Raw genomic sequence first — 24,145 nt, 5'->3', positions numbered from 1 at the left:
GTATGGTCGCCGTCATGCGCCGCCGCCACCCCCTTTCCCCCACCGCCGGACGGCCCGGCCGCCCCGGGCGTCCGCGCAGCGCGGCGGCGGACACCGCGATCCTGGAGGCCACCCGCGCCGCCCTGGTCGAACTCGGCTGGTCCGGGCTGTCGATGAGCGACGTGGCCACCCGCGCCGGTGTCGCCAAGACCACCCTCTACCGGCGCTGGCCCGGGAAGAACGAGCTGGTCGTGGACGCCGTCGCCGTCCTCTTCGACGAGCTGGAGCTGCCCGACCGGGGCAGTCTCGCCGCGGACGTCGAGGGCGTCGTGCGGCAGTTCGCCGCGCTCCTCGAACGGCCCGAGGCCAAGACGGCGCTGATGGCCGTCGTCGCCGAGTCGACCCGCGACGAGGCGCTGCGCGCCCGCATCGGGGCCTCCATCGTGGAGCGCCAGAAGCGCCTGGTCCTGGAGGGCCGGGCGCGCGCCCAGGCCCGCGGGGAGCTCCCGGCGGCGCCCGAGGGCGGCCCGCCGGGGGCGGGGAGCGCCGTCGACGACCTGGTCTTCGACGTGATCGCCGGCGCCGTGGTGCACCGTGCCCTGGTCAGCGGCCGGCCCGTCGACGCCGAGTGGGTCCGGCGCTTCACGGCCCTGCTCCTCGGCGGCCTCGGGGCGGCCGGCGACTGAGGCCCCCGGCCGGAGCCCGGCGCCCCGGCACCGGCCCCCGGCGCGGACGCGAGAGCGCCCGGGGGCGCGAGGACCCGGCGGCGCGAGGACCCGGCCGTCAGAGCGGCCGGTACATCACATGCAGCCCCGTGTACCCCAGCACCGGGTGGCGGAAGGCCTCCGGGACGGTGCCGACGATGCGGAAGCCCAGCTCCTCGTAGAGCCGCACCGCGTGGGCGTTGGTCTCGACGACCGCGTTGAACTGCATGCCCCGGAAGCCGGCGGCCTTCGCCCACCGGAGGCTGTCCTCCACGAGCGCCCGGCCGACGCCGCGCCCGCCGTGCGCCGGGTCGACCATGTAGCTGGCGCTGGCGACGTGGGCGCCGTTGCCGGCCTGGTTGCGGTTCATCTTGGCCGTGCCGACGACCGCGCCGGCCGCGTCGACGGCGACGACCGTGCGGTTCGGCGGCTCCGGCATCCACCAGCCCCGCGCCTCCTCGGCGCCGAGCTCCGGCGGGTAGGTGAAGGTCTCGCCGGCGGCGACGATGGCGTGGAAGAAGGGCCAGACCGCCGGCCAGTCGCCGGCGGTCGCCTCACGGATCTCGATGCGCACGCGCTCCAGGATGCCCGCCGGGGCCACCGGGGGCGAGGGGTTTCCCACCCGCCCCCGGCGGGCCCGGACCGGTCAGAAGCCGGCGGGCTCGGTGTACGTGCCCCACTCGTCGCGCAGGGCGTCGCAGATCTCGCCGAGCGTGGCCTCGGCCCGTACGGCGTCGAGCATCGGCTCGATCATGTTCGAGCCGTCCCGCGCGGCGGCCAGCATCGCGTCGAGCGCGGCGCGGACCCGCGCGTCGTCGCGGCGGTCCTTGCGGTCGGCGAGGGCGCGCACCTGCTCCCGCTCGACCTCGTGGCTGACCCGCAGGATCTCCAGGTCGCCGGTGACCGAGCCGGTGTGGCAGTTGACGCCGACGACCCGCTTGTCGCCCTTCTCCAGGGACTGCTGGTAGCGGAAGGCCGCCTCGGCGATCTCGCCGGTGAACCAGCCGTCCTCGATGCCGCGCAGGATGCCGGAGGTGATCGGGCCGATGGGGTGCCGCCCGTCGGGGTGGGCGCGCAGGCCGCGCTCCTTGATCTGGTCGAAGATCTTCTCGGCGTCGGCCTCGATGCGGTCGGTGAGCTGCTCCACGTACCAGGAACCGCCCAGCGGGTCGGCGACGTTGGCGACGCCGGTCTCCTCCATCAGCACCTGCTGGGTGCGCAGCGCGATCTCGGCGGCCTGCTCGGAGGGGAGCGCCAGGGTCTCGTCGAGGGCGTTGGTGTGGAGCGAGTTGGTGCCGCCGAGGACCGCCGCGAGGGCTTCGACGGCCGTGCGGACGACGTTGTTGTACGGCTGCTGCGCGGTCAGCGAGACGCCGGCGGTCTGGGTGTGGAAGCGGAGCCACTGCGCCTTGTCGGTCCGGGCGCCGTAGACCTCCTTCAGCCAGCGGGCCCAGATGCGGCGGGCGGCGCGGAACTTGGCGATCTCCTCGAAGAAGTCGACGTGCGCGTCGAAGAAGAAGGAGAGGCCGGGTGCGAAGACGTCCACGTCCAGGCCGCGGGAGAGGCCCAGCTCGACGTAGCCGAAGCCGTCCGCGAGGGTGTACGCCAGCTCCTGCGCGGCCGTCGAGCCGGCCTCGCGGATGTGGTAGCCGGAGACGGACAGCGGCTTGTACGCCGGGATGTGGCGGGCGCAGTGCTCCATCAGGTCGCCGATGAGGCGCAGGTGGGGCTCCGGCTCGAACAGCCACTCCTTCTGGGCGATGTACTCCTTGAAGATGTCCGTCTGGAGCGTGCCGTTGAGGACGCCCGGGTCGACGCCCTGGCGCTCGGCGGCGACGAGGTACATGCAGAAGACCGGTACGGCCGGGCCGCTGATCGTCATCGACGTGGTGACGTCGCCGAGCGGGATGTCCTTGAAGAGGACCTCCATGTCGGCGGCGGAGTCGATGGCGACGCCGCAGTGGCCGACCTCGCCCAGGGAGCGGGGGTCGTCGGAGTCGCGGCCCATGAGCGTCGGCATGTCGAAGGCGACCGAGAGGCCGCCGCCGCCCGCCGCGAGAATCATCTTGTACCGCTCGTTGGTCTGCTCGGCGTTGCCGAAGCCGGCGAACTGGCGGATGGTCCAGGTGCGGCCGCGGTAGCCGGTCGGGTACAGGCCGCGGGTGAAGGGGTACTCACCGGGCCAGCCGATCCGCTCGAAGCCGTCGTAGGTGTCGCCGGGCCGGGGCCCGTAGACGGGCTCCACGGGGTCGCCGGAGAGCGTGGTGAAGTCGGCGTCGCGCTTCCGGGCGGCGTCGTAACGGGCCTGCCAGCGTCGGCGGCCTTCCTCGATGGCGTCAGCGTCCATACCCTCGAATTTACTAGGACGTCCAAGTAAATGTCGACGGCTGACCGCCGGGCGCGCGTCACACCCGGCGGCGGGGACTCCCGTCAGGCCTTGGCGGGGGCCGGAGCGGCGCCGCTGACCAGCGGCTTCACCTCGGCGGCCACCTTGCGCTCGACGAAGAAGGCGGCGAAGGGGATCGTGCCCGACAGCAGCACCCACAGGAGCTTGCCGAACGGCCAGCGGGCCTTGGAGCCCAGGTCGAAGGCGAAGACCAGGTAGATGATGTAGAGGACGCCGTGGGTCTGGGACACCGCGAAGGTGACGTCCTCGCCCATGTCGAACCCGTACTTGAAGACCATGCAGGTGGAGAGCACGAGCAGCATGACGGCGGTCACGTAGGCCATCACCCGGTAGCGGGTCAGCACGCTGGATTTCATGGCATCGAGCGTAACCACCCGATCCGGGCGATCTTCGCGCGCCCCTCCCCCTCGGCCGCCCCTCGGCCGCCCCTCCGCTACCCCTCCGCGAAGTCCCCCGCCGCCACCCGCAGCGGCCGGAGCATCGCGAAGATCTCCCCGCACTCCTCCGCGTCGTACGCGCCGAGGCCGAAGTCCATGGCCATCAGGTCGGCCGTGGCGGCCTCGACCACCTCGCGGCCCTTGTCCGTGATGGACGCGAGCGTGCCGCGCCCGTCGTTGGGGTTCGGCCGCTTGGCCACGAGCCCGGAGCGGACCAGCCGGTCCACCGTGTTCGTCACCGACGTGGGGTGGACCATGAGCCGCTCGCCGATCTTCGACATGGGCAGCTCGCCCGCCTTGGAGAAGGTCAGCAGCACCAGCGCCTCGTACCGCGCGAACGTCAGCCCGTACGGCTTGACCACGGCGTCGACCTCGGCCAGCAGGATCTGGTGGGCGCGCATGATCGAGGTGATCGCGGCCATCGGCGGGACCGGGCCCCAGCGCTGCCGCCAGAGCTCGTCGGCGCGGGCGATGGGGTCGAAGGGGAGACTGAGCGGCTTCGGCACGCCATGACCTTACCGAGTGGTCACATGCCGGTCAGCCCGGTCTCACGCCTCGGTCGCCCCCGGCCGGGGCGGGGTCCCTCACCCGTGACTCGCCCGCTCACGGACGCGACATGGGCCTTCGGTAGCTTGGGGCACTGCCGTACGCGGCACATCAGCAGCTCGGATCGACGCTCGGGGGAGACACGGCGGCCATGGGGAGAACCTCACGACGGTGGAAGATCGCGGTACCGCTGGTGTCACTCGCGCTCGTCGGCATCTTTGTGCACGTCTCGTACAACACGAACGTGCTCGGTGACGACGAGCTGTGCGGCGGGCTGGTGTCCGCGCGGGCCGCCGAGGCGGCGTTCTCGCGGACGGGCCGGGTCTCCGACGACGGCGACGCGGCGCCGCGACCGGGCGAGGCGGCCTTCGACTGCTGGCTCGACAACACCTCCGCCCTCCCCGGCTCCCCGGACCTGGAGATGCATCTCTACACCACCCGCGACCGGGGAGACGAGGCGTTCACGGGCGGCGGGCCCGAGCAGGCCGCGGTCACCTACTTCTCCGGCCCGGCCAGCGGCGGCGTGGAGAAGGACCGCAAGGCGTGGGTGTGGCTTCCGCCCGCGTGCCTGGACGGCGAGTCCGTGAGGGTGAACGTCAGCCTCATGAGCAGGGAAGGCTCCGCCGACCGCGTGGGCCTCGCCGCGCTCGCGGTGGACGCGGCGAACCGGCTGATGGACCACACGAAGTGCGACGCCGACCGGCTCAAGGCGCCCCCGGGCATCGGTGCCACGCCGGTGGAGCGGGACGCCGATGCCGGCAGGCTGTGCGGCGTGCCCGGGTTCTCCCTGCCCGCCGGGTCGACCGGGCAGGCCCGGAAGGTCCGCGAGATCGCGCCCGCCGCGCGCGGGCCGCTCTGGACGTGCTTCGTGGCCCTGGAGCACGGCCAGGACGACGACTCCGGCGACCGGGACCGGGGCAGCGGCTTCGCCACGTACTCGGTCGTCCAGGACCCCGTCGTGATCGGCGGCATCAAGCAGTCGAAGGCGTACTCCGAGGAGTCGCCGATCGACGGCTGGGCCGTCACGGGCTTCGACGCCACGCACGTCGTGGCCACATGCGAGGGCAAGGAGACGTACTTCGCCATGGAGATCGGAACGCAGCAACTCCGGTCGTGGGACGAGCCCGCCGCACCGAGGGACGCGCAGCAGTTCCGGTCCTTCGTCGAGAAGGTCCGCCCGTCGTTCGGCTGCTCCGGCGTCGGGGAGGGCCGATGACAGGCGCAAGTCCGGCCCGTTCACCCCTGCTGCGCTGGGGCGGCGTGCCACTCGTCGCACTGGCACTGCTGGCGGGCGGCGTCCTGCTCGGGAAGACGACGAACGCCTTCGGGCCCGACCGGGTGTGCCACGGCTGGGTGGCCGCCGCCGACGCGCAGCGGGCGCTGGGCGGTGGCGATCCGGTGATCGGCAAGGACTCCGTGCACGGGTCGTGCCAGGTGAAGGCTGGGGCTCGGGCCCGGGCACGACGCTGATCCTCATGCCGGTGGACGAGTCGTCGCGCTTCCCCTTCGACCGGGGCCTGTGGCGCGTCTCGGGCTCCGAGGCCCTGCTGACCGGTTCGCGTACGGCAGGGGCGGTGGACGCATACGGGGGCTGGGGGCTGCTGCCGGACTCGTGCCGGGAGGCCGTCCCCCGGACCGGCGAGGACGAGCGGCCCGTTCTGCGGGCTACCGTCCTCGACGGCGACGGCGACCCGGCGGGGATCGCACGGGTCCTGGAGTCGGCCGCCCGGGGGCTGGTGGAGCGGCACGGCTGCGCGGAGCCCGACACGGTCGCGGTGGGCGAGCCGAGCAGCGCGTCACCCGCCGCCGCGACCGACTTCGGCACGGTCTGCGGGCTCGACGGGTTCGTACTGCCGCGGCCGCGCGGCGGGACGGTGGTGGAGCGGGTCTCCGGCTCCCGTGACGGGGGCGGCTGGTTCTGCGACCCGGCGTTCTCGGAGAAGCCGCGCGAGGGGCCCTTCGCGCGATTCGCGATCGTGCGACACCCCGCCCTGACCGCCGCCTTCAAGGACACCGACTACACCCGCGCGCGGTGCGGAGGCCGCCAGACGTACTTCGTCTGGGACGAAAACGACTACTGGACCCCCGAGAAGCGCGCCGACGCGGGCTTCCCCGCGCGCAAGGACCTCAGCGCGGCGTTCGACACGGCGGCCCGGAAGGCCCTCGGCTGCGGGTGAGGCGGCAGCACCCCGCCCGCGGGGTCGCGGGCGGGGCAGGCGTCAGGCCTCAGGCCAGGTGGCGGTCGATCGTCTCGACCTTGGAGGTCAGGCCGTCGGTGACGCCCGGGCGGATGTCGGCCTTCAGGACCAGGGAGACGCGCGGGGCGCGGGCCTCCACCGCGGCGACCGCGCGGCGGACGACGTCCATGACCTCGTCCCACTCGCCTTCCACGGAGGTGAACATCGCGTCCGTGCGGTTCGGCAGGCCGGACTCGCGGACGACGCGGACGGCCTCGGCGACGTACTCCCCGACGTCCTCGCCCACGCCCAGCGGCGTCACGGAGAAGGCGACGATCACGCGTCGACCGTCCCCTCGCGGCGGGCGCGGGAGGCGATCACCGCGTCGTCGGCGGCGCGCTTCAGCTTGCGGTCGGCGTAGAAGCCGCCGAAGGGCACCACGGACAGGGCGAAGAACAGCACGCCGGTCTTCAGGTCCCACTTGGCCTTGTTCCAGGCGTCCAGCCAGAAGACCAGGTAGACCACGAACAGGAAGCCGTGGACGGCGCCCATGAAGGGGACGGCGTTGAACTCCGTCGTGCGCTTGAGCACCGAGCAGACGAGGAGCACGAGGAAGGAGACCGCCTCGGGGCCGGAGACGAGCCGGAGACGGTGGAGGGCGGATGCGGTCTTGATGTCCACGGGAACTGGCACCTCTGCGTGTGGATAGGTCTTGTGAACGGGCGCACAAGCGTCCGCTCATTGTGTCAGGTGGCCGAACAGGTGGGGCGAGGGGGCGGGAGTCGGACCCGTCACGTCCCCGCGCCGCCGCGGCGGCCGGCGGGGAGGGTGTCCCGCTCGGGCGCCGGGGCGGCTACCGTCGGGCCGTGGCAACCTTCCGACTCCAAGGCAGCAAGGTCCTGGCCGTCGACCTCGCCGGCGACACGGTCCGGGCGAAGAACGGCTCGATGGTCGCGTACGAGGGCGAGATGGCCTTCAAGAAGATGAGCGGCGGGGGCGAGGGCCTGCGCGGCATGGTCACCCGGCGGCTCACCGGCGAGCAGATGGAGGTCATGGAGGTGCGGGGGCAGGGCACCTGCTTCTTCGCCGACCGGGCCTCCGACATCACGCTCCTGGCGGTGCGCGGCGACACGCTGCACGTCGAGGCGAGCAACCTGCTCTGCTCCGACGGCGGGCTGCGCACGGGCACGACGTTCACCGGGCTGCGCGGCGGCGCGTCGGGCACCGGCCTGTTCACGACGACGGTCGAGGGCTCCGGGCAGGTGGCGATCATGTCGGACGGCCCGGCGGTCGTGCTGCGCGTGTCGCCGTCGTACCCGCTGTCGGTCGACCCCGGCGCGTACGTGGCGCACCAGGGGAACCTCCGGCAGAGCCTCCAGTCGGGTGTGACGTTCCGCACGCTGCTGGGCGAGGGCGGCGGCGAGGCGTTCCAGATGCGGTTCGAGGGCGACGGCCTGGTGTACGTGCAGCCGAGCGAGCGCAACACGGTGGGAGGGGACGTCTGATGCCGTTCCGGGAGATCAACTCCAAGATGGTCGAGGCCGTGGTGGCGCCGGGGCAGCGGATGTTCAGCCAGCGCGGCGCGATGCTCGCGTACCGGGGGAACGTCACCTTCACGCCGAACCTCGCCGGAGGCCAGGGCGGCGTCATGGCGATGCTGGGCCGGCGCGCGGCGGGCGAGGCGGCGCCGCTGATGACGGTCGAGGGCGACGGCACGGTGCTGTTCGGGCACGGCGGCCACCACGTGCAGGTGATCGCGCTGGCCGGGGACACCCTGTACGTGGAGGCGGACCGGCTGCTGGCGTTCGACGGGACGCTGGAGCAGGGCACGATGTTCATGGGGTCGCAGGGCGGCGTGATGGGCATGGTGCGCGGCCAGGTGACGGGCCAGGGCCTGTTCACCACGACGCTCAGGGGCCACGGCGCGGTCGCGGTGATGGCGCACGGCGGGGTGCTGGAGCTGCCGATCGTGCCGGGGCGGCCGGTCCACGTGGACCCGCAGGCGTACGTCGCGCACCACGGCGACGTACGGAACAGGCTCTCCACCGCGCTGGGCTGGCGCGACATGGTGGGGCGCGGCTCGGGCGAGGCGTTCCAGCTGGAGCTGAGCGGCAGTGGTGCGGTGTACGTCCAGGCGTCGGAGGAGAAGCTGTGAGCACGTCCGCGGTGTACGACCCCTCGAACCTGCCGGGCGACGACAACGTCAACCCGTACACCTTCTGCGTGGACCTCAAGGGGTCGCGGTGGTTCCTGCAGAAGGGGAAGATGATCGCCTACTACGGGGACATCGCCTTCAACGGCGTGGGGCACGGGGCGCTGGACCGGCTGGTGCGGACCAGCTTCCACTCGCCGATGCACGCCGGCGACTGGGTGGTGGCGGAGGGCAGCGGCAAGATGCTGCTGGCCGACCGGGCCTTCGACGTGAACTCGTACGACCTGGACGAGGGGAACCTGACGATCCGGGCGGGGAACCTGCTGGCCTTCGAGCCGTCGCTGGCGCTGAAGCAGTCGATCGTGCCGGGGTTCCTGACGCTGATCGGGACGGGGAAGTTCGTGGCGGCGTCCAACGGGCCGGTCGTGTTCATGGAGCCGCCGCTGCGGGTGGACCCGCAGGCGCTGGTGGGCTGGGCCGACTGCCCGTCGCCGTGCCACCACTACGACCACGGGTACATGACGGGCGTGCTGGGCGGGGTGCGGGCGCTGACCGGGATCGGCGGGGCGTCGGGCGAGGAGCACCAGTTCGAGTTCGTGGGGGCGGGGACGGTGCTGCTCCAGTCGTCGGAGGCGCTGATGGCGGAGCACGGGACGGGAACCGTTCCGCACCAGCCGGGCGTCCCGGCCGGTGGTGCGCCGCCCGCGGGGCACGGTTCCGGCCACGGCCCGGCCGCGGGGGTACCGCGCCTTCCCGGCCACCTGGGCGACCTCCAGCGTCGCTTCGGGCTGTGAGCGGTAGTCTGCGGAGTGTGACGCGCTCGAACGCCTGCGCCCTTGCGGGGCGGGCGGGAGAGGACGGGGGACGGGGAAGCGAAGCGGCGTCACTTCACTTCGTCCAACTTTCAACATCTTAGGTAGAATCCGTATATGGAGACCGAGACGGCCATTCCGTGGCTCACCGATGACGAGCAGTGCGCCTGGCGCACCTATCTGGACGTCAATCGACTGCTGACCTACCAACTGGAGCGAGATCTCCAGCCGTTCGGCCTGACCTACAACGACTACGAGATCCTCGTGAACCTCTCGGAGTCACCGGAGCGGCGGATGCGCATGACCGACCTCGCCGCCGCCACGCTCCAGTCCAAGAGCCGGCTCTCGCACCAGATCACCCGGATGGAGAACGCCGGGATGGTCCGCCGCGAGAACTGCGAGTCGGACCGGCGCGGCCTGTTCGCCGTCCTCACCGACCAGGGCATGGAGACCATGCGCAAGGTGGCCCCGCACCACGTGGAGTCGGTGCGCAGGCACTTCATCGACCAGCTCGCCCCCGAGGCGCTGAGCGGGCTGCACGGCTCGCTGCGGCCCATCGCGGAGCACCTGCGCGGACTGCGCGGCAAGCCGTAGCACGAGCGCCTACGAGCGCTCCACGCCCCCGCGCTGCCCCGCGGGGCGCCACTCCCCCGGTGAGGGCCACGCCGACAGACCCTCCACCGCCGGGACGGCGGCAGACACGGACACGAGAACGGCCCCGCCCCGGTTCCGGGGGCGGGGCCGTTCTCGGCGCGGGCCGATCGCGGCGCGGGCCTTCGCCGTACAGGGCCGAGGGCCGTACAGGGCCGAGGACCCGCACTGCCGCCGGCCGCCCGCGAGAGGCGGTCGCCCCGCGGCGCCTCAGCGGCCCGTCAGGCCCGCCACCAGCTCGTCGGCGGCGGCGTACGGGTCCAGCTCGCCCGCCGTGATCCGCTCGGCCAGCGCGTCCAGGCGCCGGTCCCCGCGCAGGTCGCCGATCCGCTCCCGCAGCGCCGTGACGGCGATGGTCTCCACCTCGTGGGCGGCGCGGGCCCGGCGGCGCTCCGCGAGGACGCCGTGCTCCTCCATCCACGCGCGGTGCTTCTCCAGGGCCTCCACGACCTCGTCGACGCCCTCTCCGCGCGCGGCGACCGTCTTGACGATCGGCGGCCGCCAGTCGCCCGGCGCGCGGGCCTCGCCGAGGCCGAGCATGTGGTTCAGCTCGCGGGCGGTCGCGTCGGCGCCGTCCCGGTCCGCCTTGTTCACCACGTACACGTCGCCGATCTCCAGGATGCCGGCCTTCGCCGCCTGGATGCCGTCGCCCATGCCGGGCGCCAGCAGCACCACGGAGGTGTCGGCCTGCGAGGCGATCTCCACCTCGGACTGGCCGACGCCGACGGTCTCCACCAGCACCACGTCGCAGCCGGCCGCGTCCAGGACGCGGATCGCCTGCGGGGCCGACCAGGCGAGCCCGCCCAGGTGCCCGCGGGTGGCCATGGAGCGGATGTACACCCCGGGGTCGGAGGCGTGCTCGGACATCCGCACCCGGTCGCCCAGCAGCGCGCCGCCGGAGAACGGCGACGACGGGTCCACCGCCAGCACGCCGACCCGCTTGCCGGCCCTGCGGTACGCGGAGACCAGCGCCGACGTCGACGTGGACTTGCCGACGCCGGGCGAGCCCGTCAGACCGACGACGTACGCGTTGCCCGTCAGCGGGGCCAGCGCCGCCATCACCTCACGGAGCTGCGGGGACGCCCCCTCCACGAGCGAGATCAGCCGGGCCACGGCACGCGGCCGGCCCTCCCGTGCCTGGGCGACCAGTGCGGGGACGTCCACCATCTCGTACAGAGCTCCTTACTTCACTTCGACGAAGCGCTCGGGACGCGCACGATCAGCGCGTCGCCCTGGCCGCCGCCGCCGCACAGGCCCGCCGCGCCGATGCCGCCGCCGCGCCGCCTGAGCTCCAGGGCCAGGTGCAGCACGATACGGGCGCCGGACATGCCGATGGGGTGGCCCAGCGCGATCGCGCCACCGTTGACGTTCACCTTTTCAGGGGACACCCCGAGGTCCTTCACGGACTGCACGGTGACGGCGGCGAACGCCTCGTTGATCTCGACCAGGTCGAGGTCCTCGACGCCGAGGCCCTCCTTCTTCAGGGCGTGCAGGATCGCGTTGGACGGCTGGGACTGGAGGCTGTTGTCCGGTCCCGCGACGTTGCCGTGCGCGCCGATCTCGGCGATCCACTCCAGGCCGAGCTCCTCGGCCTTGGCCTTGCTCATCACGACGACCGCGGCGGCGCCGTCGGAGATCTGCGAGGACGAGCCGGCCGTGATGGTGCCGTCCTTGTCGAAGGCCGGGCGGAGCCTGCCGAGCGTCTCGGCGGTCGTCTCCGGGCGGATGCCCTCGTCCTTGGCGAAGATCACCGGGTCGCCCTTGCGCTGCGGGATCTCGACCGGGGTGATCTCGGCCTCGAAGAGGCCGTTCTTCTGGGCCGCCGCCGCGCGCTGGTGCGACCAGGCGGAGACCTCGTCCTGCTCGGCGCGGCCGATGCCCAGGCGGGTGTTGTGCCGCTCGGTGGACGCGCCCATGGCGACGTGGTCGAACGGGTCCGTGAGGCCGTCGTGCGCCATCGCGTCGAGCATCTCGATCGCACCGTACTTGTAGCCCTCGCGGGACTTCGGCAGCAGGTGCGGCGCGTTGGTCATGGACTCCTGGCCGCCCGCCACGACCACGTCGAACTCGCCGGCGCGGATGAGCTGGTCGGCCAGGGCGATGGCGTCGAGGCCGGAGAGGCAGACCTTGTTGATCGTCAGCGCCGGGACGTTCATCGGGATGCCCGCCTTGACGGCGGCCTGACGGGCGGGGATCTGACCGGCGCCCGCCTGGAGCACCTGGCCCATGATCACGTACTGCACCTGGTCGCCGCCGATGCCGGCCCGGTCGAGCGCCGCCTTGATCGCGAAGCCGCCGAGGTCCGCGCCGGAGAAGGACTTGAGGGAGCCGAGCAGCCGGCCCATGGGCGTACGCGCGCCCGCCACGATGACGGAGGTGGTACCGGTCGTTCCAGACATGAGGACGATCCCCTTTCAGCCGGGAGGGCTGCGGAGTGAACGAGGGTTTACCGCCAATGTACTGAGCGGTACCACGCGCGGTCACCGGGCCGTCGGTGTGACGGCGCGCACGTTGCGTAACCGGCCGCCGGAGCGCTGCACTGTTCGCATGCTCACGAGAATCGACCACATCGGGATCGCCTGCTTCGACCTCGACAAGACCGTCGAGTTCTACCGCTCGACGTACGGCTTCGAGGTCTTCCACACCGAGGTCAACGAGGAGCAGGGGGTCCGCGAGGCCATGCTCAAGATCAACGAGACGTCCGACGGCGGCGCCTCCTACCTCCAGCTGCTGGAGCCGACCCGCGAGGACTCCACCGTCGCGAAGTGGCTGGCGAAGAACGGCGAGGGCGTCCACCACATCGCCTTCGGCACCGCGGACGTGGACGGCGACGCCGCGGACATCCGCGGCAAGGGCGTCCGCGTCCTCTACGACGAGCCCCGGCGCGGCTCCATGGGGTCGCGGATCACGTTCCTGCACCCCAAGGACTGCCACGGCGTGCTCACCGAACTGGTCACCTCGGCTGAGCCCTCCTCAGCCGAGCACTGAACCGACGCATCCCGGCCCGGTAGAGTGGGCGGCTCCGGGCCGGGGCCGGGTCGGAGCCGCCCTGCGGCGTCGTCGTCGGCAGCGTCGATCTGACACCATTCCCCGGGGGGCCGTTCGCCGTCGAACGGTGCCCGTACGAAGAGAGTTCGCGACCAGGGGACGGATGGGACCGCGCAGTGCGGGGCTACGAACGCCAGGAGAGCCACCGGGCTGACGACGACCACCTTTCGCGGTTCGAGGCCGAGATGGACCGGCTGAAGACCGAGCGGGAGAAGGCCGTCCAGCACGCCGAGGACCTCGGTTACCAGGTCGAGGTGTTGCGCGCCAAGCTCCACGAGGCCCGGCGCACCATCGCGTCCCGGCCCGCTTACGACGGTGCCGACCTCGGCTACCAGGCCGAGCAGATGCTGCGCAACGCCCAGATGCAGGCCGAGCAGATGCGCACCGACGCCGAGCGCGAGCTGCGCGAGGCCCGCGCCCAGACCCAGCGCATCCTCCAGGAGCACGCCGAGCACCAGGCCCGCCTCCAGGCCGAGTTGCACAACGAGGCCGTGCAGCGGCGCCAGCAGCTGGACCAGGAGCTCGCCGAGCGCCGCCGCACCGTCGAGGCCCACGTCAACGAGAACGTGGCCTGGGCCGAGCAGCTGCGCGCCCGTACGGAGGCCCAGGCGCGGCGCCTGATGGAGGAGTCGCGCGCCGAGGCCGAGCAGGCCCTGGCCGCCGCCCGCGCCGAGGCGGCCCGCGTCGCGGAGGAGGCCCGCCGGCGGCTGGCCGCCGAGTCCGAGGCGGCCCGCACCGAGGCCGAGGCGATCCTGCTGCGCGCCCGCAAGGACGCCGAGCGGCTCCTCGACGCCGCCTCCGCGCAGGCCCAGGAGGCCACCGGCCACGCGGAGCGGCTGCGCACGGCCACCGCCACCGAGGCCGAGCAGAGCCGGCGGCAGGCGGCGGAGCTGTCCCGGGCCGCCGAGCAGCGGATGCAGGAGGCCGAGGAGCGGCTGCGGCTGGCCCGCGCCGAGGCCGACAAGGTCGTCGCCGCCGCCACCGAGGACGCCGCCAAGCGGATCGCCACCGCCGAGTCCGCCAACGAGCAGCGCACCCGCACCGCCAAGGCGGAGATCGCCCGCCTGGTCGGCGAGGCCACCAAGGAGGCCGAGGCGCTCCGCGCGGACGCCGGGCAGGCCCTCGCCGACGCCCGCGCCGAGGCCGAGCAGCTCCTCGCGGAGGCCGCCGAGAAGGCCCGTACCAAGGCCGCCGAGGACTCCGCCGCACAGCTCGCCAACGCCGCCCGCGCCGCCGAGGAGATGCTCGGCAAGGCGTCCGAGGAGGCCCAGGCGACCACCCGCAAGGCGGCCGAGGAGGCCGAGCGGATCCGCCGCGAGGCCGAGGCGGAGGCGGACCGGCTGGTCGGCGAGGCCGCCGACTCCGCCGAGCAGCTGCGCGGCGCCGCGAAGGACGACACCAAGGAGTACCGCGCCAAGACCGTCGCGCTCCAGGAGGAGGCGCGGCGGCTGCGCGGGGAGGCCGAGACGCTCCGCTCCGAGGCCGTCGCGGAGGGCGAGCGCATCCGCGCCGAGGCGCGGCGCGAGTCGGTGCAGCAGATCGAGGAGGCGGCCAGGACCGCCGAGGAGCTGCTGAGCAAGGCGAAGGCGGACGCCGACGAGCTGCGCGCTGCGGCGACCGCCGACAGCGAGCGGGTCCGTACGGAGGCGATCGAGCGGGCCACCGCCCTGCGCGCCCAGGCCGACGAGGTCCTGGAGCGCACCCGCGCGGAGGCCGAGCAGCTGCGCGCCGACGCCGACGAGCAGGCCGAGTCGGTGCGCACGGCCGCGGAGGCCGCCGCGGAGGCGCTGCGCGAGGAGGCCGAGCGGGGCGTCGAGGCCCGCCGGGCCGAGGCCGCCGAGGAGCTGGCCCGGCTCCACGAGGAGGCCCGGGCCCGGCTCGCCGCGGCCGAGAAGGCCCTCGACGAGGCGCGCGCCGAGTCCGAGCGGCTGCGGCGGGAGGCCGCCGAGGAGACGGAGCGGCTGCGCACGGAGGCCGCCGAGCGGCGGCGCGCGCTCCAGGAGCAGGCCGAGCAGGAGGCGGGGCGGCTGCGCACCGAGGCCGCCGCCGACGCGTCGAGCTCGCGCGCGGAGGCGGAGAACGCGGCCGTACGGCTGCGCGCCGAGGCCGCCGCCGAGGCGGAGCGGCTGCGCACGGAGGCCCAGGAGACCGCCGACCGGGTGCGCGCCGAGGCGCAGGGTGCGGCCGAGCGGCTCACGGCGGAGGCCGCCGAGGAGCTGGCGGCGGCGCAGGACGAGGCGAACCGGCGCCGCCGGGAGGCCGAGGAGACGCTGGGCACCGCGCGCGCCGAGGCGGAGCGGGAGCGCGACCGGGCCCGCGCGCAGAGCGAGGAGCTGCTGGCGTCGGCCCGCAAGCGGGTCGAGGAGGCCCAGGCGGAGGCGGAGCGGCTGGTCGAGGAGGCGGACCAGCGCGCCACGGAGCTGGTCTCCGCCGCCGAGCAGACCGCGCAGCAGGTGCGGGACTCGGTGGCCGGGCTCCAGGAGGCCGCCGAGGAGGAGGTCGCCGGGCTGCGGTCGGCGGCCGAGCACGCGGCGGAGCGCACGCGCACCGAGGCGCAGGAGGAGGCGGACCGGGTCCGCGCCGACGCCCACGAGGAGCGGGAGCGGGCCGCGCAGGACGCGGCCCGGGTCCGCGAGCGCGCGCAGGAGGAGAGCGAGGCCGCCAAGTCGCTCGCCGAGCGGGCCGTCAAGGAGGCCCTGGCGGAGGCCGACCGGCTCAAGGCGGACAGCGCCGAGTACGCGCAGCGGGTGCGGACGGAGGCGTCGGACTCGCTGGCGTCGGCCGAGCAGGACGCGGCCCGTACGCGCGCGGAGGCCCGCGGCGACGCCAACCGCATCCGCTCCGAGGCGGCCGCGCAGGCGGACCGGCTCGTCACCGAGGCGTCCGCCGAGGCGCAGAAGCTGGTCGGCGACGCCACGGCCGAGGCCGAGCGGCTGGTCGGCGACGCGACGGCCGAGGCGGAGCGCCTGACGGCCCGTGCGGCGGAGGAGGCCGACCGGCTCGCGACCGAGGCGGTCGAGGTCCTCGACGAGGCGCGGGCGGAGGCGGCCCGGCTGGGCGACGAGGCGCGCGAGGAGGCCGGCAGGCGGCGCGCGGACGCGGCGGAGCAGGCCGACCGGCTCGTCACCGAGGCGTCCGCCGAGGCGGAGAAGCTGGTCGGCGACGCGACGGGCGAGGCGGAGAAGCTGGTCCGCGAGGCCACGGGCAAGGCCGAGCGGCTGGTCGGGGACGCGACGGCGGAGGCGGAGCGGCTGCGCGCCGAGGCGACCGGGGAGGCGGAGCGGCTGCGCGCCGAGGCCGCCGAGACGGTCGGTTCGGCGCAGCAGGCGGCCGAGCGGGTCCGCAAGGAGGCGCAGGCGCGCCTCAAGGAGACCGAGGAGGCCGCGGAGCGGCTGCGCGCGGAGGCCCGCGCGGAGGCGGACCGGGTGCTGGACGAAGCCCGCGAGGCCGCGGCGAAGCGCCGGGCGGACGCCGCCGGGCAGGCGGACGAGCTGGTGGCGAAGGCGCGGGAGGAGGCGCTGCGCGCCACCGCGGACGCCGAGTCGCAGGCGGACACGATGGTCGGCGCGGCCCGCAAGGAGGCCGAGCGGATCGTGTCCGAGGCGACCGTCGAGGGCAACGCCCTGGTGGAGAAGGCCCGGACGGACGCCGACGAGCTGCTGGTCGGCGCGCGCAGCGACGCCGGCGCCATAAGGGAGCGTGCGGAGGAGCTGCGCGGCCGTACCGAGGCGGAGATCGAGGAGCTGCACGAGCGGGCCCGCCGGGAGAGCGCCGAGCAGGTGAGGGTCGCCGGCGAGCGGGCCGACAAGCTGGTGCAGACGGCGCGGGAGCAGGTGGCCGAGGCGGAGGCGAAGGCCAAGAAGCTGCTGTCGGACGCCAACTCGGAGGCGAGCAAGGTCCGCATCGCCGCGGTGAAGAAGGCCGAGCTGCTGCTCAAGGAGGCCAACCAGAAGAAGGCCGACGTGTCCCGCGAGGCCGAGCGGGTCAAGGCCGAGGCGGAGGCGGAGGCCGAGGCCCTGGTGACGGAGGCCCGGCAGGAGCTGGAGGTGCTGGTGCGCCGTCAGAAGGACATCCAGGGGGAGATCTCCCGCGTCCAGGCGGTGCTGGAGGCGCTGGAGTCCTTCGAGGCGCCCGTGCCCGCGCCCGGCGGGAGGGACGGCGGCAAGGACGGCGGCGTCAAGGCGGCAGCGGCGGCCGGTACCCGTACGGGGGGCAAGTCAAACGCCGATTGAGCCACTCGAAAGGCTGGACATTCTCTCAACCAAACGGTCATCCGCTCGATGACACGCCGCTCGGGCCCCTAGGATTCCCTCTAACACCTCACCGGTCTCATTCGACAGGAACCCCATGAGCGACACTTCCTCCCCCTTCGGCTTCGAGCTCGTGCGGCGTGGTTACGACCGCGGTCAGGTGGACGACCGCATTACCAAGCTCGTCGCCGACCGTGACAGTGCTCTGGCCCGGATCACTGCTCTGGAAAAGCGCATCGAGGAGCTGCACCTCGAGACGCAGAACGCCCAGGCCCAGGTGAGCGACGCCGAGCCGTCGTACGCCGGTCTCGGCGCCCGCGTCGAGAAGATCCTCCGCCTCGCCGAGGAGGAGGCCAAGGACCTGCGCGAGGAGGCCCGCCGCGCCGCGGAGCAGCACCGCGAGCTGGCCGAGTCGGCCGCGCAGCAGGTGCGCAACGACGCCGAGGCGTACGCGGCGGACCGCAAGGCGAAGGCCGAGGACGAGGGCGTCCGCATCGTCGAGAAGGCCCAGTCCGAGGCGGCCACGCTGCGCGCCGAGGCGCAGAAGGACGCCCAGTCCAAGCGCGAGGAGGCCGACGCGCTCTTCGAGGAGACCCGCGCCAAGGCCGCCCAGGCCGCCGCGGACTTCGAGACGAACCTCGCCAAGCGCCGCGAGCAGTCGGAGCGCGACCTGGCCTCGCGCCAGGCGAAGGCGGAGAAGCGGCTGGCGGAGATCGAGCACCGCGCCGAGCAGCTGCGCCTGGAGGCGGAGAAGCTGCGTACGGACGCGGAGCGCCGGGCCCGTCAGACGGTGGAGACGGCGCAGCGCCAGGCCGAGGACATCGTCGCCGACGCGAACGCCAAGGCCGACCGCATCCGCAGCGAATCGGAGCGCGAGCTGGCGGCGCTGACGAACCGTCGCGACTCGATCAACGCCCAGCTCACCAACGTCCGCGAGATGCTGGCCACGCTGACCGGCGCCGCGGTCGCCGCGGCGAACGTTCCGGACGACGACGCGACCGGCCGCGGCGTGCCGGCGCAGCAGTCCCGCTGAGCGGTCGCCCACGGGCCTGACGGGCTTGCCCGCAAGGCCGGTTGACCCGCCGGTCCCGTTCCCCCGTGGGACCGGAGCCGCGAGCTTCGGAAAAGCCCCCCGTCATTCCGGTTGGCGGGGGGCCTTTCGGTTACGTAGCGTAGGGCGCATGATCGAACTAGAGGGCCTGACCAAACGTTTCGGCACAAAGACGGCCGTAGACCAGCTCTCCTTCACGGTCCGTCCCGGAATGGTGACCGGGTTCCTCGGGCCGAACGGCGCGGGCAAGTCCACGACCATGCGCATGATGCTGGGCCTGGACTCCCCGACGAGCGGCACGGTCCGGATCGACGGCCGCCACTACCGCGAGCTGGACGAGCCGCTCAAGCACATCGGCGCCCTGCTGGACGCCAAGGCCATGCACGGCGGGCGGACCGCCCACAACAACCTGCTCTGCCTGGCGCAGTCGAACCGGATTCCGGAGGGGCGGGTCGACGAGGTGCTGGACATCGTCGGACTTTCGGCGGTGGCGCGCAAGAAATCGAAGAACTTTTCGATGGGTATGGGGCAGCGTCTCGGAATCGCCGCGGCACTCCTCGGCGACCCCCGCATTCTGATGTTCGACGAACCCGTCAACGGTCTGGACCCCGAGGGAATTCTCTGGATCCGCAATCTGATGAAGCACCTCGCTTCGGAAGGCCGGACGATCTTCGTTTCGAGTCATCTGATGAGCGAAATGGCGCTGACGGCGGACCACTTGGTCGTCATCGGGCAGGGACGCCTCCTCGCGGACACCTCCATGGCCGATTTCATCCACCACAACTCGCGCAGCTATGTGCGCCTGCGCACCCCGCAGCAGGAGCAGACCCGGGACGTCCTGCGGGCCGCCGGCCTGACGGCCGCGGACGGCGCGGACGGCGCCCTGGAGATCGACGGGGCCACGACGGAGCACGTCGGCGAACTGCTCGGCGAGCACGGGATCGTCCTCCACGAGCTGAGCGCCCAGCGCGCCTCGCTGGAGGACGCGTTCATGCGCATGACCGCGGGAGCGGTCGAGTACCACGCACACGAAGGCGCCGCTCCCCAGTGGGGCGCGGACGCGAAGGGGGCCTGAACCATGGCATCGGTACCCGCGGTCCTGCGGTCGGAGTGGACCAAGATCCGTACGGTGGCGTCGACGGTGTGGACGCTCGCCGCGGCCCTCGCCGTGACGGTGGCGGTCGGCGCCGCGCTCAGCGCCCTCATGCGCGTGCAGTTCGACGACCTCGACGAGGTCTCCCGGATGACCTTCGACCCGACGATGATCAGCTTCTCCGGGATGACCCTGGGGCAGCTCGCGATGATCGTCTTCGGTGTCCTGGTCGTCGGCACCGAGTACAGCACCGGCATGATCCGCACCTCGCTCGCGGCCGTGCCGCAGCGGGCCGCGTTCCTCTACGGCAAGATCGCCGTGGCGGGGCTGCTGGCGCTGGTCGTCGGCCTCCTCACCAGCTTCCTGGCCTTCTTCACCGGCCAGGCGATGCTCGGCGAGCACGGCACGACGATCGGCGAGGAGAACGTGCTGCGCGCCGTGGTCGGCGGCGGCCTCTACATGTGCCTGCTCACCGTCTTCGCGATGGGCGTGACGGCGATGCTGCGCTCCTCGATCCTGTCGCTCGGCATCCTCATGCCGTTCTTCTTCCTGGTGACGCAGATCATGTCGGCCATCCCCGCCACCCGTGACGTGGCGCGGTACTTCCCCGACCAGGCCGGCTCGGCGATCATGCAGGTCGTGCCCGGCGCCTTGGGCCAGGACCCCGCGCCGTACGGCCCGTGGGGCGGCCTCGGGATCATGGCGCTGTGGGTGGCGGCGGCCCTCGCCGGCGGCTACCTGGTGCTGCGGAACCGCGACGCGTAGGTTTCGCGTACGTTTGTAGGGGGCGGAACCGTCAAGGCTCCGCCCCCTTCCTACTTCTCACGGGTGGCGGCGCACGGACGCGCGGTGCGCCGCCGCCCGCCGCCGAACCGACCTGTGTGGGGCTGGAGAATGATCGAGGCAGTCCGCCTGACCAAGCGCTACGGCGCCAAGACCGCCGTGGACGACCTGTCGTTCCAGGTGCGGCCCGGCGTCGTCACCGGGTTCCTGGGTCCCAACGGCTCCGGCAAGTCGACCACCATGCGCATGATCCTCGGCCTGGACCGGCCCACCTCCGGCCACGTCACCATCGGCGGCCACCCCTTCCGCGCCCTGCCCAACGCCCCCCGCCAGGTCGGCGCCCTGCTCGACGCGCGCGCGGTGCACGGCGGGCGCACGGCCCGCGCCCATCTGCTCGCCCTCGCCCAGCTCGCCGGCATCCCCGCGGGCCGCGTGGACGAGGTGCTTGGCGTCGTCGGCCTCAGGGACGTGGCGCGCAGGCGCTCCAAGGGCTTCTCGCTCGGCATGGGCCAGCGCCTGGGCATCGCGGCGGCGCTCCTCGGCGACCCGCAGGTGCTCCTCTTCGACGAGCCGGTCAACGGCCTGGACCCGGAGGGCATCCTCTGGGTGCGGAACCTGATGAGGGCGCTGGCCGCCGAGGGCCGCACGGTCCTCGTCTCCTCGCACCTGATGAGCGAGATGGCGCTGACCGCCGACCACCTGATCGTCATCGGCCGGGGGCGGCTGCTCGCGGACATGAGCGTGCGCGCCTTCATCGCGGCGAACTCCGCCGGCTTCGCCCGCGTCCGCGTCCCGGCGGACGAGCCGGAGCAGCGGAAGCGGCTGGTCGCCGCGCTGACGGAGGCCGGGGGCTTCGTGCTCCCCGAGCGGGACGGGGCGCTGCGCGTGACCGGGCTGCCGCTCCCCCGCATCAGCGACCTGGCGCACGGGGCGGGGGCGCGGCTGTGGGAGCTGTCCCCGCACCAGGCGTCGCTGGAGGAGGCGTACATGCGGCTGACGCAGGCCGCGGTGGACTACCGCTCCACCGACGACCGGCTCGCGGAACTGGGCCCCCTGCCGGAGCAGCCGGAGGCGCCCGTCGTCCCCGAGGTGCCGCTGGAGGGTTGGTACGCACCCCCGCCGCCCGTACCGGGAGCGGCGCCGGGCGCGGTGCCCGTCCCCGCCGCACCCGTCTCCGGCGCGGTGCCGGCGCCGGCCGCCCCGGCCCCCGGCGCGGTGCCGGCTGCGGGGCCGGACGGGGGCGGGGCGCCGGGCGGGGGCGGGCCGGAGCGGAGCCGTACGCACGAGAGTCCCGAGGAAGCGCGATGACCACCACCCCGACCACCCCGTACACCTCCCCCATCCCCGTGCGCCGCGCCCACCTCGGGGACGCCGTCGCCTCCGAGTGGACCAAGATGCGGTCGCTGCGGTCGACGATCTGGACGCTGGGCGTGATGGTCGTGCTCGTCGTCGGCTTCGGAGCGCTGCTGGCGTTCGCGCTCGACGGGGTGCCGGAGGGGGAGGTCGAGCCCCGCGGCTCCGTCCTCGGCCTGGGCCTGCCCGGCATGATGCTCGCCACCGTGTGCGTGATCACGCTCGGCGTGCTGACGATCACCTCCGAGTTCGGCACGGGCATGATCCGTACGACGCTGACGGCGTGCCCGAGCCGCAGCCGGGTGCTCACGGCCAAGGCGATCGTCTTCTTCGGGGTCGTCTTCGCGACCACGACCATCGTCTCGGCGGTCACGGCGGTGGTGCAGAGCGCCATGCTCGGCACGACGAGCGGGGCGAGCGCCGGGCAGTGGCTGCGCGTCACGGTCGGCGTGGGGCTGTTCATGGCGTGCCTGGGACTGCTGTCGCTCGCCGTGGGCGCCCTGCTGCGCCACTCGGCCGGCTCGATCACCACCATGATCGGCCTGGTGCTGCTGCCGTACGTGCTGGCGATCGGGATGTACGCGAACGCGCTGCACGGGGTGCGGGACACCCTCGTCGAGTACTCGATCCCGACGCTCCTGAGCGCCATGTACACCGAGGGCCTCGCCTCCGACGTGCCGATGACGTCCGGCTGGGGGGCGCTGTGGATCCTCATGGGCGTCACCGCCGCGGCGCTGGGCGGGGCGTACGCGGTGCTCGACCGCAGGGACGCCTGAGGGGCCGTACGGGCGCGGGGGCTCCGGGGCGCGGCGGCCGAGGGGGCGTGCGCGGTGCCGGGGGCCGTCGGGTTCCGGGGGGCGGGGCGCGCCGTGGGCCGGAGGGCTCGGGTCGCGGGGGCGGGGCGCCGTGGGCCGGGGGCCGTCAGGTCGGGCCCCGGCGGCCGGGGGACCGGGGTCCGTGCGGGCGGGGCCCGCAGGACCGGGGCCTCAGTAGCGTGGGGCGTTGCGGGACCGCTGCACCCGGGTGGTGCGGCGGTCCTTCGCGTTCCAGCACGCCCGGTGCCAGTGCCGCCGGTCGTCCACGCCGCCGCCGTACTGCGGCCAGGCCACCACGTGCGGGACGCCGGAGGGGATCTCCTGGTCGCACCCGGGGCAGCGGTAGCGCTTCCCCGCGGCGCTCGCGCCCGCCACGTTCCGCACCGACCAGTCCTCGCCCTGCCAGCTCTCCGTCCGCTGGAAGCCGCCGTAGCGGTCGCCGTCGTCCCCTCCGGTCTCGGGGGTCCTCTCTCCGCCCCTCTTGTGGGGCCGGTTGCGGCGCGGGGACACGGAAAACACCTCACAGGGCGCGGCGGGCAGGTATCCCGTCCAGCCTAAGCGCCTTCCGGCGGCCCCCCGACGACCCGGCGACCCTCCGACACCTGTACGAGCAGCCCCTCGTCCGGGGGCGGTTACCAGAAAATCGCAACAACCCGGCCGTGGGCCGTTGCCCCTGGCACGTGTCAGCCGTTGACCGCGATGAGGAGAACCGGTACCTGCCGTCGAGGAGGCATGAGGCAATGCGCGTGGGAACCTTCGTGCCGGCGGCGCAGTTCCCCGGCCAGGGCCACAGCGAGGCGCTGCACCGCGCGGTGCGTTCCGCGGAGGCCGCCGAGGAGGCCGGGCTGGACGCGGTGTGGCTGGCGGAGCACCACTTCGTGCCGTACGGGGTGTGCCCCTCGGCCATCACCCTGGCCGCGCTGCTGCTGGGCCGGACGCGCCGCATCCGGGTCGGCACGGCGGTGAGCGTGCTGCCGACCGCGCACCCGGTCGCGCTGGGCGAGCAGGCCGCGCTGCTGCACATCGCCTCGGGCGGGCGGTTCACGCTGGGCGTCGGGCGGGGCGGGCCGTGGGTCGACCTGGAGGTGTTCGGCGCGGGCCTGGAGGCGTACGAGCGGCACTTCCCCGAGTCGCTGGAGGTGCTGCTGCGCTGGCTGCGCCAGGACCGGGTGGCGGCGGACGGCGAGCGGCACCGCTTCCGGGAGGTGCCGGTCGTGCCCCGGCCGGACGAGCTGATCGACGGGTCCGGCGCGCCGGAGGCGGTCCTCGCCTGCACCTCGCCGGGGAGTGTCCGGCTCGCCGCCGCGCACGGGGTGCCGATGCTGCTCGGCATGCACTGCGGGGACGAGGAGAAGGCGGAGATGACCGCCCTGTGGCGGCGCGAGGCACTGGCGGCCGGCCACGACCCGGACGAGGTGGAGCGGATCGCGGACGGCCATGTGTCGGCCGGGGTCGCCCAGCTCGCCGACCACACGGCGGACGCCGTGGAGGTCCTGCTGAAGGCCGTGCCGGGGTGGCTCCGGGACGGCCTGGGCGCCCATGTGACCGTGGACGGGCGGCCCCGCGCGATGCGGGATCCGTACGCGTACACCGAGCTGCTGTGCCGGCTGCACCCGGTCGGGACGCCCCGGCTCGCGGCGGACCGGCTGGCCGCCACGGCGGAGCGGACCGGCATCCGGCGGTTCGCGCTGCTCGTGGAGGGGTCGGGGCAGCTCGCGGCGACGGAGGAGAACGTACACCGGCTCGGCGCCGAGGTGCTGCCGCTGCTGCGGTGAGCGGGCGGGGCGCGGCCCGGGAGCGGGGCGGGCGCGGTGGCCGGGCGCGTGGGCGATGGGCGCGTGGGCGGCCGGCTCGGGCGGCGGGCGCGCGGGCGATGGGCTCGGGTGG

25 protein-coding genes are annotated in these 24,145 nt (G+C 73.8%); 16 read left to right on the top strand and 9 right to left on the bottom strand.

All coding sequences use genetic code 11. The annotated features are described in order from the left end of the window. The first annotated feature begins 14 nt into the window (after nucleotides 1-14). Nucleotides 15-665, top strand: coding sequence for a TetR/AcrR family transcriptional regulator (locus CP974_RS21570; RefSeq protein ID WP_085921242.1), 651 nt, complete (start codon nucleotides 15-17; stop codon nucleotides 663-665). 97 nt (nucleotides 666-762) lie between these two features. Here CP974_RS21570 and CP974_RS21565 read toward each other — a convergent pair whose 3' ends face one another. The 4 genes from CP974_RS21565 to CP974_RS21550 form a co-directional block, all read right to left on the bottom strand. Beyond that, the gene (locus CP974_RS21565) at nucleotides 763-1,251 is read right to left on the bottom strand and encodes a GNAT family N-acetyltransferase (RefSeq protein WP_031129813.1); all 489 of its coding nucleotides are present in this window, start codon (nucleotides 1,249-1,251) and stop codon (nucleotides 763-765) included. Between the two features lie 78 nt (nucleotides 1,252-1,329). Continuing rightward, nucleotides 1,330-3,030 (bottom strand): coenzyme B12-dependent isobutyryl-CoA mutase large subunit, encoded by a 1,701-nt coding sequence (icmA, locus tag CP974_RS21560; RefSeq protein ID WP_031129815.1) that lies wholly within the window; start codon nucleotides 3,028-3,030, stop codon nucleotides 1,330-1,332. 83 nt (nucleotides 3,031-3,113) lie between these two features. Next, on the bottom strand, nucleotides 3,114-3,446 hold the full coding sequence (locus CP974_RS21555) for a DUF3817 domain-containing protein (protein WP_031129816.1): 333 nt from the start codon (nucleotides 3,444-3,446) through the stop codon (nucleotides 3,114-3,116). A gap of 77 nt (nucleotides 3,447-3,523) precedes the next feature. Beyond that, nucleotides 3,524-4,033: a MarR family winged helix-turn-helix transcriptional regulator gene (locus tag CP974_RS21550; protein WP_031129817.1), complete on the bottom strand. Its 510-nt coding sequence runs from the start codon at nucleotides 4,031-4,033 to the stop codon at nucleotides 3,524-3,526. 191 nt (nucleotides 4,034-4,224) lie between these two features. Between CP974_RS21550 and CP974_RS21545 the strand changes: the two genes are divergently transcribed. Genes CP974_RS21545 through CP974_RS21535 form a run of 3 tightly spaced genes read left to right on the top strand, consistent with a single transcriptional unit; the run spans nucleotide 4,225 to nucleotide 6,250 of the window. Next, the gene (locus CP974_RS21545) at nucleotides 4,225-5,289 is read left to right on the top strand and encodes a hypothetical protein (RefSeq protein WP_140160780.1); all 1,065 of its coding nucleotides are present in this window, start codon (nucleotides 4,225-4,227) and stop codon (nucleotides 5,287-5,289) included. Further along, nucleotides 5,286-5,543, top strand: a complete 258-nt coding sequence (locus CP974_RS21540) for a hypothetical protein (protein WP_085921241.1) — start codon at nucleotides 5,286-5,288, stop codon at nucleotides 5,541-5,543. Before CP974_RS21545 ends, CP974_RS21540 begins: the two co-directional genes overlap by 4 nt. 5 nt (nucleotides 5,544-5,548) lie before the next feature. Further along, a complete protein-coding gene (locus CP974_RS21535) occupies nucleotides 5,549-6,250 on the top strand; it encodes a hypothetical protein (protein ID WP_031129821.1) in 702 nt (233 codons plus the stop codon). Between the two features lie 49 nt (nucleotides 6,251-6,299). On the opposite strand, the gene CP974_RS21530 is transcribed toward CP974_RS21535, so the two are convergent. Further along, a complete protein-coding gene (locus CP974_RS21530; protein ID WP_031129822.1) occupies nucleotides 6,300-6,590 on the bottom strand; it encodes an MTH1187 family thiamine-binding protein in 291 nt (96 codons plus the stop codon). Next, nucleotides 6,587-6,931: a DUF3817 domain-containing protein gene (locus CP974_RS21525; protein WP_031129823.1), complete on the bottom strand. Its 345-nt coding sequence runs from the start codon at nucleotides 6,929-6,931 to the stop codon at nucleotides 6,587-6,589. The genes CP974_RS21530 and CP974_RS21525 overlap by 4 nt, the downstream gene beginning before the upstream one ends. A gap of 185 nt (nucleotides 6,932-7,116) precedes the next feature. Between CP974_RS21525 and CP974_RS21520 the strand changes: the two genes are divergently transcribed. The 4 genes from CP974_RS21520 (at nucleotide 7,117) to CP974_RS21505 (ending at nucleotide 9,808) form a co-directional block, all read left to right on the top strand. Beyond that, on the top strand, nucleotides 7,117-7,755 hold the full coding sequence (locus tag CP974_RS21520; protein ID WP_031129824.1) for an AIM24 family protein: 639 nt from the start codon (nucleotides 7,117-7,119) through the stop codon (nucleotides 7,753-7,755). Next, nucleotides 7,755-8,405, top strand: coding sequence for an AIM24 family protein (locus CP974_RS21515; protein ID WP_031129825.1), 651 nt, complete (start codon nucleotides 7,755-7,757; stop codon nucleotides 8,403-8,405). Before CP974_RS21520 ends, CP974_RS21515 begins: the two co-directional genes overlap by 1 nt. Beyond that, complete coding sequence (locus tag CP974_RS21510) at nucleotides 8,402-9,196, top strand: AIM24 family protein (RefSeq protein WP_031129826.1); 795 nt, start codon at nucleotides 8,402-8,404, stop codon at nucleotides 9,194-9,196. The genes CP974_RS21515 and CP974_RS21510 overlap by 4 nt, the downstream gene beginning before the upstream one ends. A 135-nt stretch (nucleotides 9,197-9,331) precedes the next feature. After that, complete coding sequence (locus tag CP974_RS21505; protein WP_031129827.1) at nucleotides 9,332-9,808, top strand: MarR family winged helix-turn-helix transcriptional regulator; 477 nt, start codon at nucleotides 9,332-9,334, stop codon at nucleotides 9,806-9,808. A gap of 267 nt (nucleotides 9,809-10,075) precedes the next feature. Here CP974_RS21505 and meaB read toward each other — a convergent pair whose 3' ends face one another. Both meaB and CP974_RS21495 read right to left on the bottom strand, forming a co-directional pair. Then, nucleotides 10,076-11,032, bottom strand: a complete 957-nt coding sequence (gene meaB, locus CP974_RS21500) for a methylmalonyl Co-A mutase-associated GTPase MeaB (protein WP_031129829.1) — start codon at nucleotides 11,030-11,032, stop codon at nucleotides 10,076-10,078. Between the two features lie 20 nt (nucleotides 11,033-11,052). Next, entirely contained in the window at nucleotides 11,053-12,264 is a 1,212-nt protein-coding gene (locus CP974_RS21495) for an acetyl-CoA C-acetyltransferase (protein WP_031129830.1), read from the bottom strand. A gap of 148 nt (nucleotides 12,265-12,412) precedes the next feature. On the opposite strand from CP974_RS21495, the gene mce reads away from it, so the two are divergent. From mce to CP974_RS21460, 7 genes are all read left to right on the top strand, one after another. After that, the gene (gene mce, locus CP974_RS21490; protein WP_031129831.1) at nucleotides 12,413-12,853 is read left to right on the top strand and encodes a methylmalonyl-CoA epimerase; all 441 of its coding nucleotides are present in this window, start codon (nucleotides 12,413-12,415) and stop codon (nucleotides 12,851-12,853) included. A 176-nt stretch (nucleotides 12,854-13,029) separates the two neighbouring features. After that, entirely contained in the window at nucleotides 13,030-17,145 is a 4,116-nt protein-coding gene (gene scy / locus CP974_RS21485; RefSeq protein WP_031129832.1) for a polarized growth protein Scy, read from the top strand. A 115-nt stretch (nucleotides 17,146-17,260) separates the two neighbouring features. Then, nucleotides 17,261-18,196, top strand: a complete 936-nt coding sequence (locus tag CP974_RS21480) for a coiled-coil domain-containing protein (protein ID WP_031129833.1) — start codon at nucleotides 17,261-17,263, stop codon at nucleotides 18,194-18,196. 148 nt (nucleotides 18,197-18,344) lie between these two features. Further along, nucleotides 18,345-19,289, top strand: a complete 945-nt coding sequence (locus CP974_RS21475) for an ABC transporter ATP-binding protein (protein ID WP_031129835.1) — start codon at nucleotides 18,345-18,347, stop codon at nucleotides 19,287-19,289. 3 nt (nucleotides 19,290-19,292) lie between these two features. After that, nucleotides 19,293-20,072, top strand: coding sequence for an ABC transporter permease (locus CP974_RS21470; RefSeq protein ID WP_031129837.1), 780 nt, complete (start codon nucleotides 19,293-19,295; stop codon nucleotides 20,070-20,072). A 129-nt stretch (nucleotides 20,073-20,201) separates the two neighbouring features. Then, a complete protein-coding gene (locus CP974_RS21465) occupies nucleotides 20,202-21,398 on the top strand; it encodes an ATP-binding cassette domain-containing protein (protein WP_085921240.1) in 1,197 nt (398 codons plus the stop codon). Beyond that, nucleotides 21,395-22,219, top strand: a complete 825-nt coding sequence (locus CP974_RS21460; protein WP_031136919.1) for an ABC transporter permease — start codon at nucleotides 21,395-21,397, stop codon at nucleotides 22,217-22,219. Before CP974_RS21465 ends, CP974_RS21460 begins: the two co-directional genes overlap by 4 nt. A gap of 210 nt (nucleotides 22,220-22,429) precedes the next feature. Here the strand turns inward: CP974_RS21460 and CP974_RS21455 are convergent, their stop codons facing one another. Then, nucleotides 22,430-22,768: an Rv1322 family protein gene (locus tag CP974_RS21455; RefSeq protein WP_031136917.1), complete on the bottom strand. Its 339-nt coding sequence runs from the start codon at nucleotides 22,766-22,768 to the stop codon at nucleotides 22,430-22,432. Nucleotides 22,769-22,998: 230 nt separating this feature from the next. Here CP974_RS21455 and CP974_RS21450 point away from each other — a divergent pair, with 230 nt between their 5' ends. Beyond that, on the top strand, nucleotides 22,999-24,033 hold the full coding sequence (locus tag CP974_RS21450; protein ID WP_031136915.1) for an LLM class flavin-dependent oxidoreductase: 1,035 nt from the start codon (nucleotides 22,999-23,001) through the stop codon (nucleotides 24,031-24,033). The last annotated feature ends 112 nt before the right edge of the window (nucleotides 24,034-24,145 follow it).

Origin of the sequence: Streptomyces fradiae ATCC 10745 = DSM 40063, from assembly GCF_008704425.1 — a bacterium.
Lineage (GTDB): Bacteria > Actinomycetota > Actinomycetes > Streptomycetales > Streptomycetaceae > Streptomyces > Streptomyces fradiae.
Note: the sequence above shows the minus strand (reverse complement) of the source record. Positions and strands in the feature narration are given on the sequence as shown.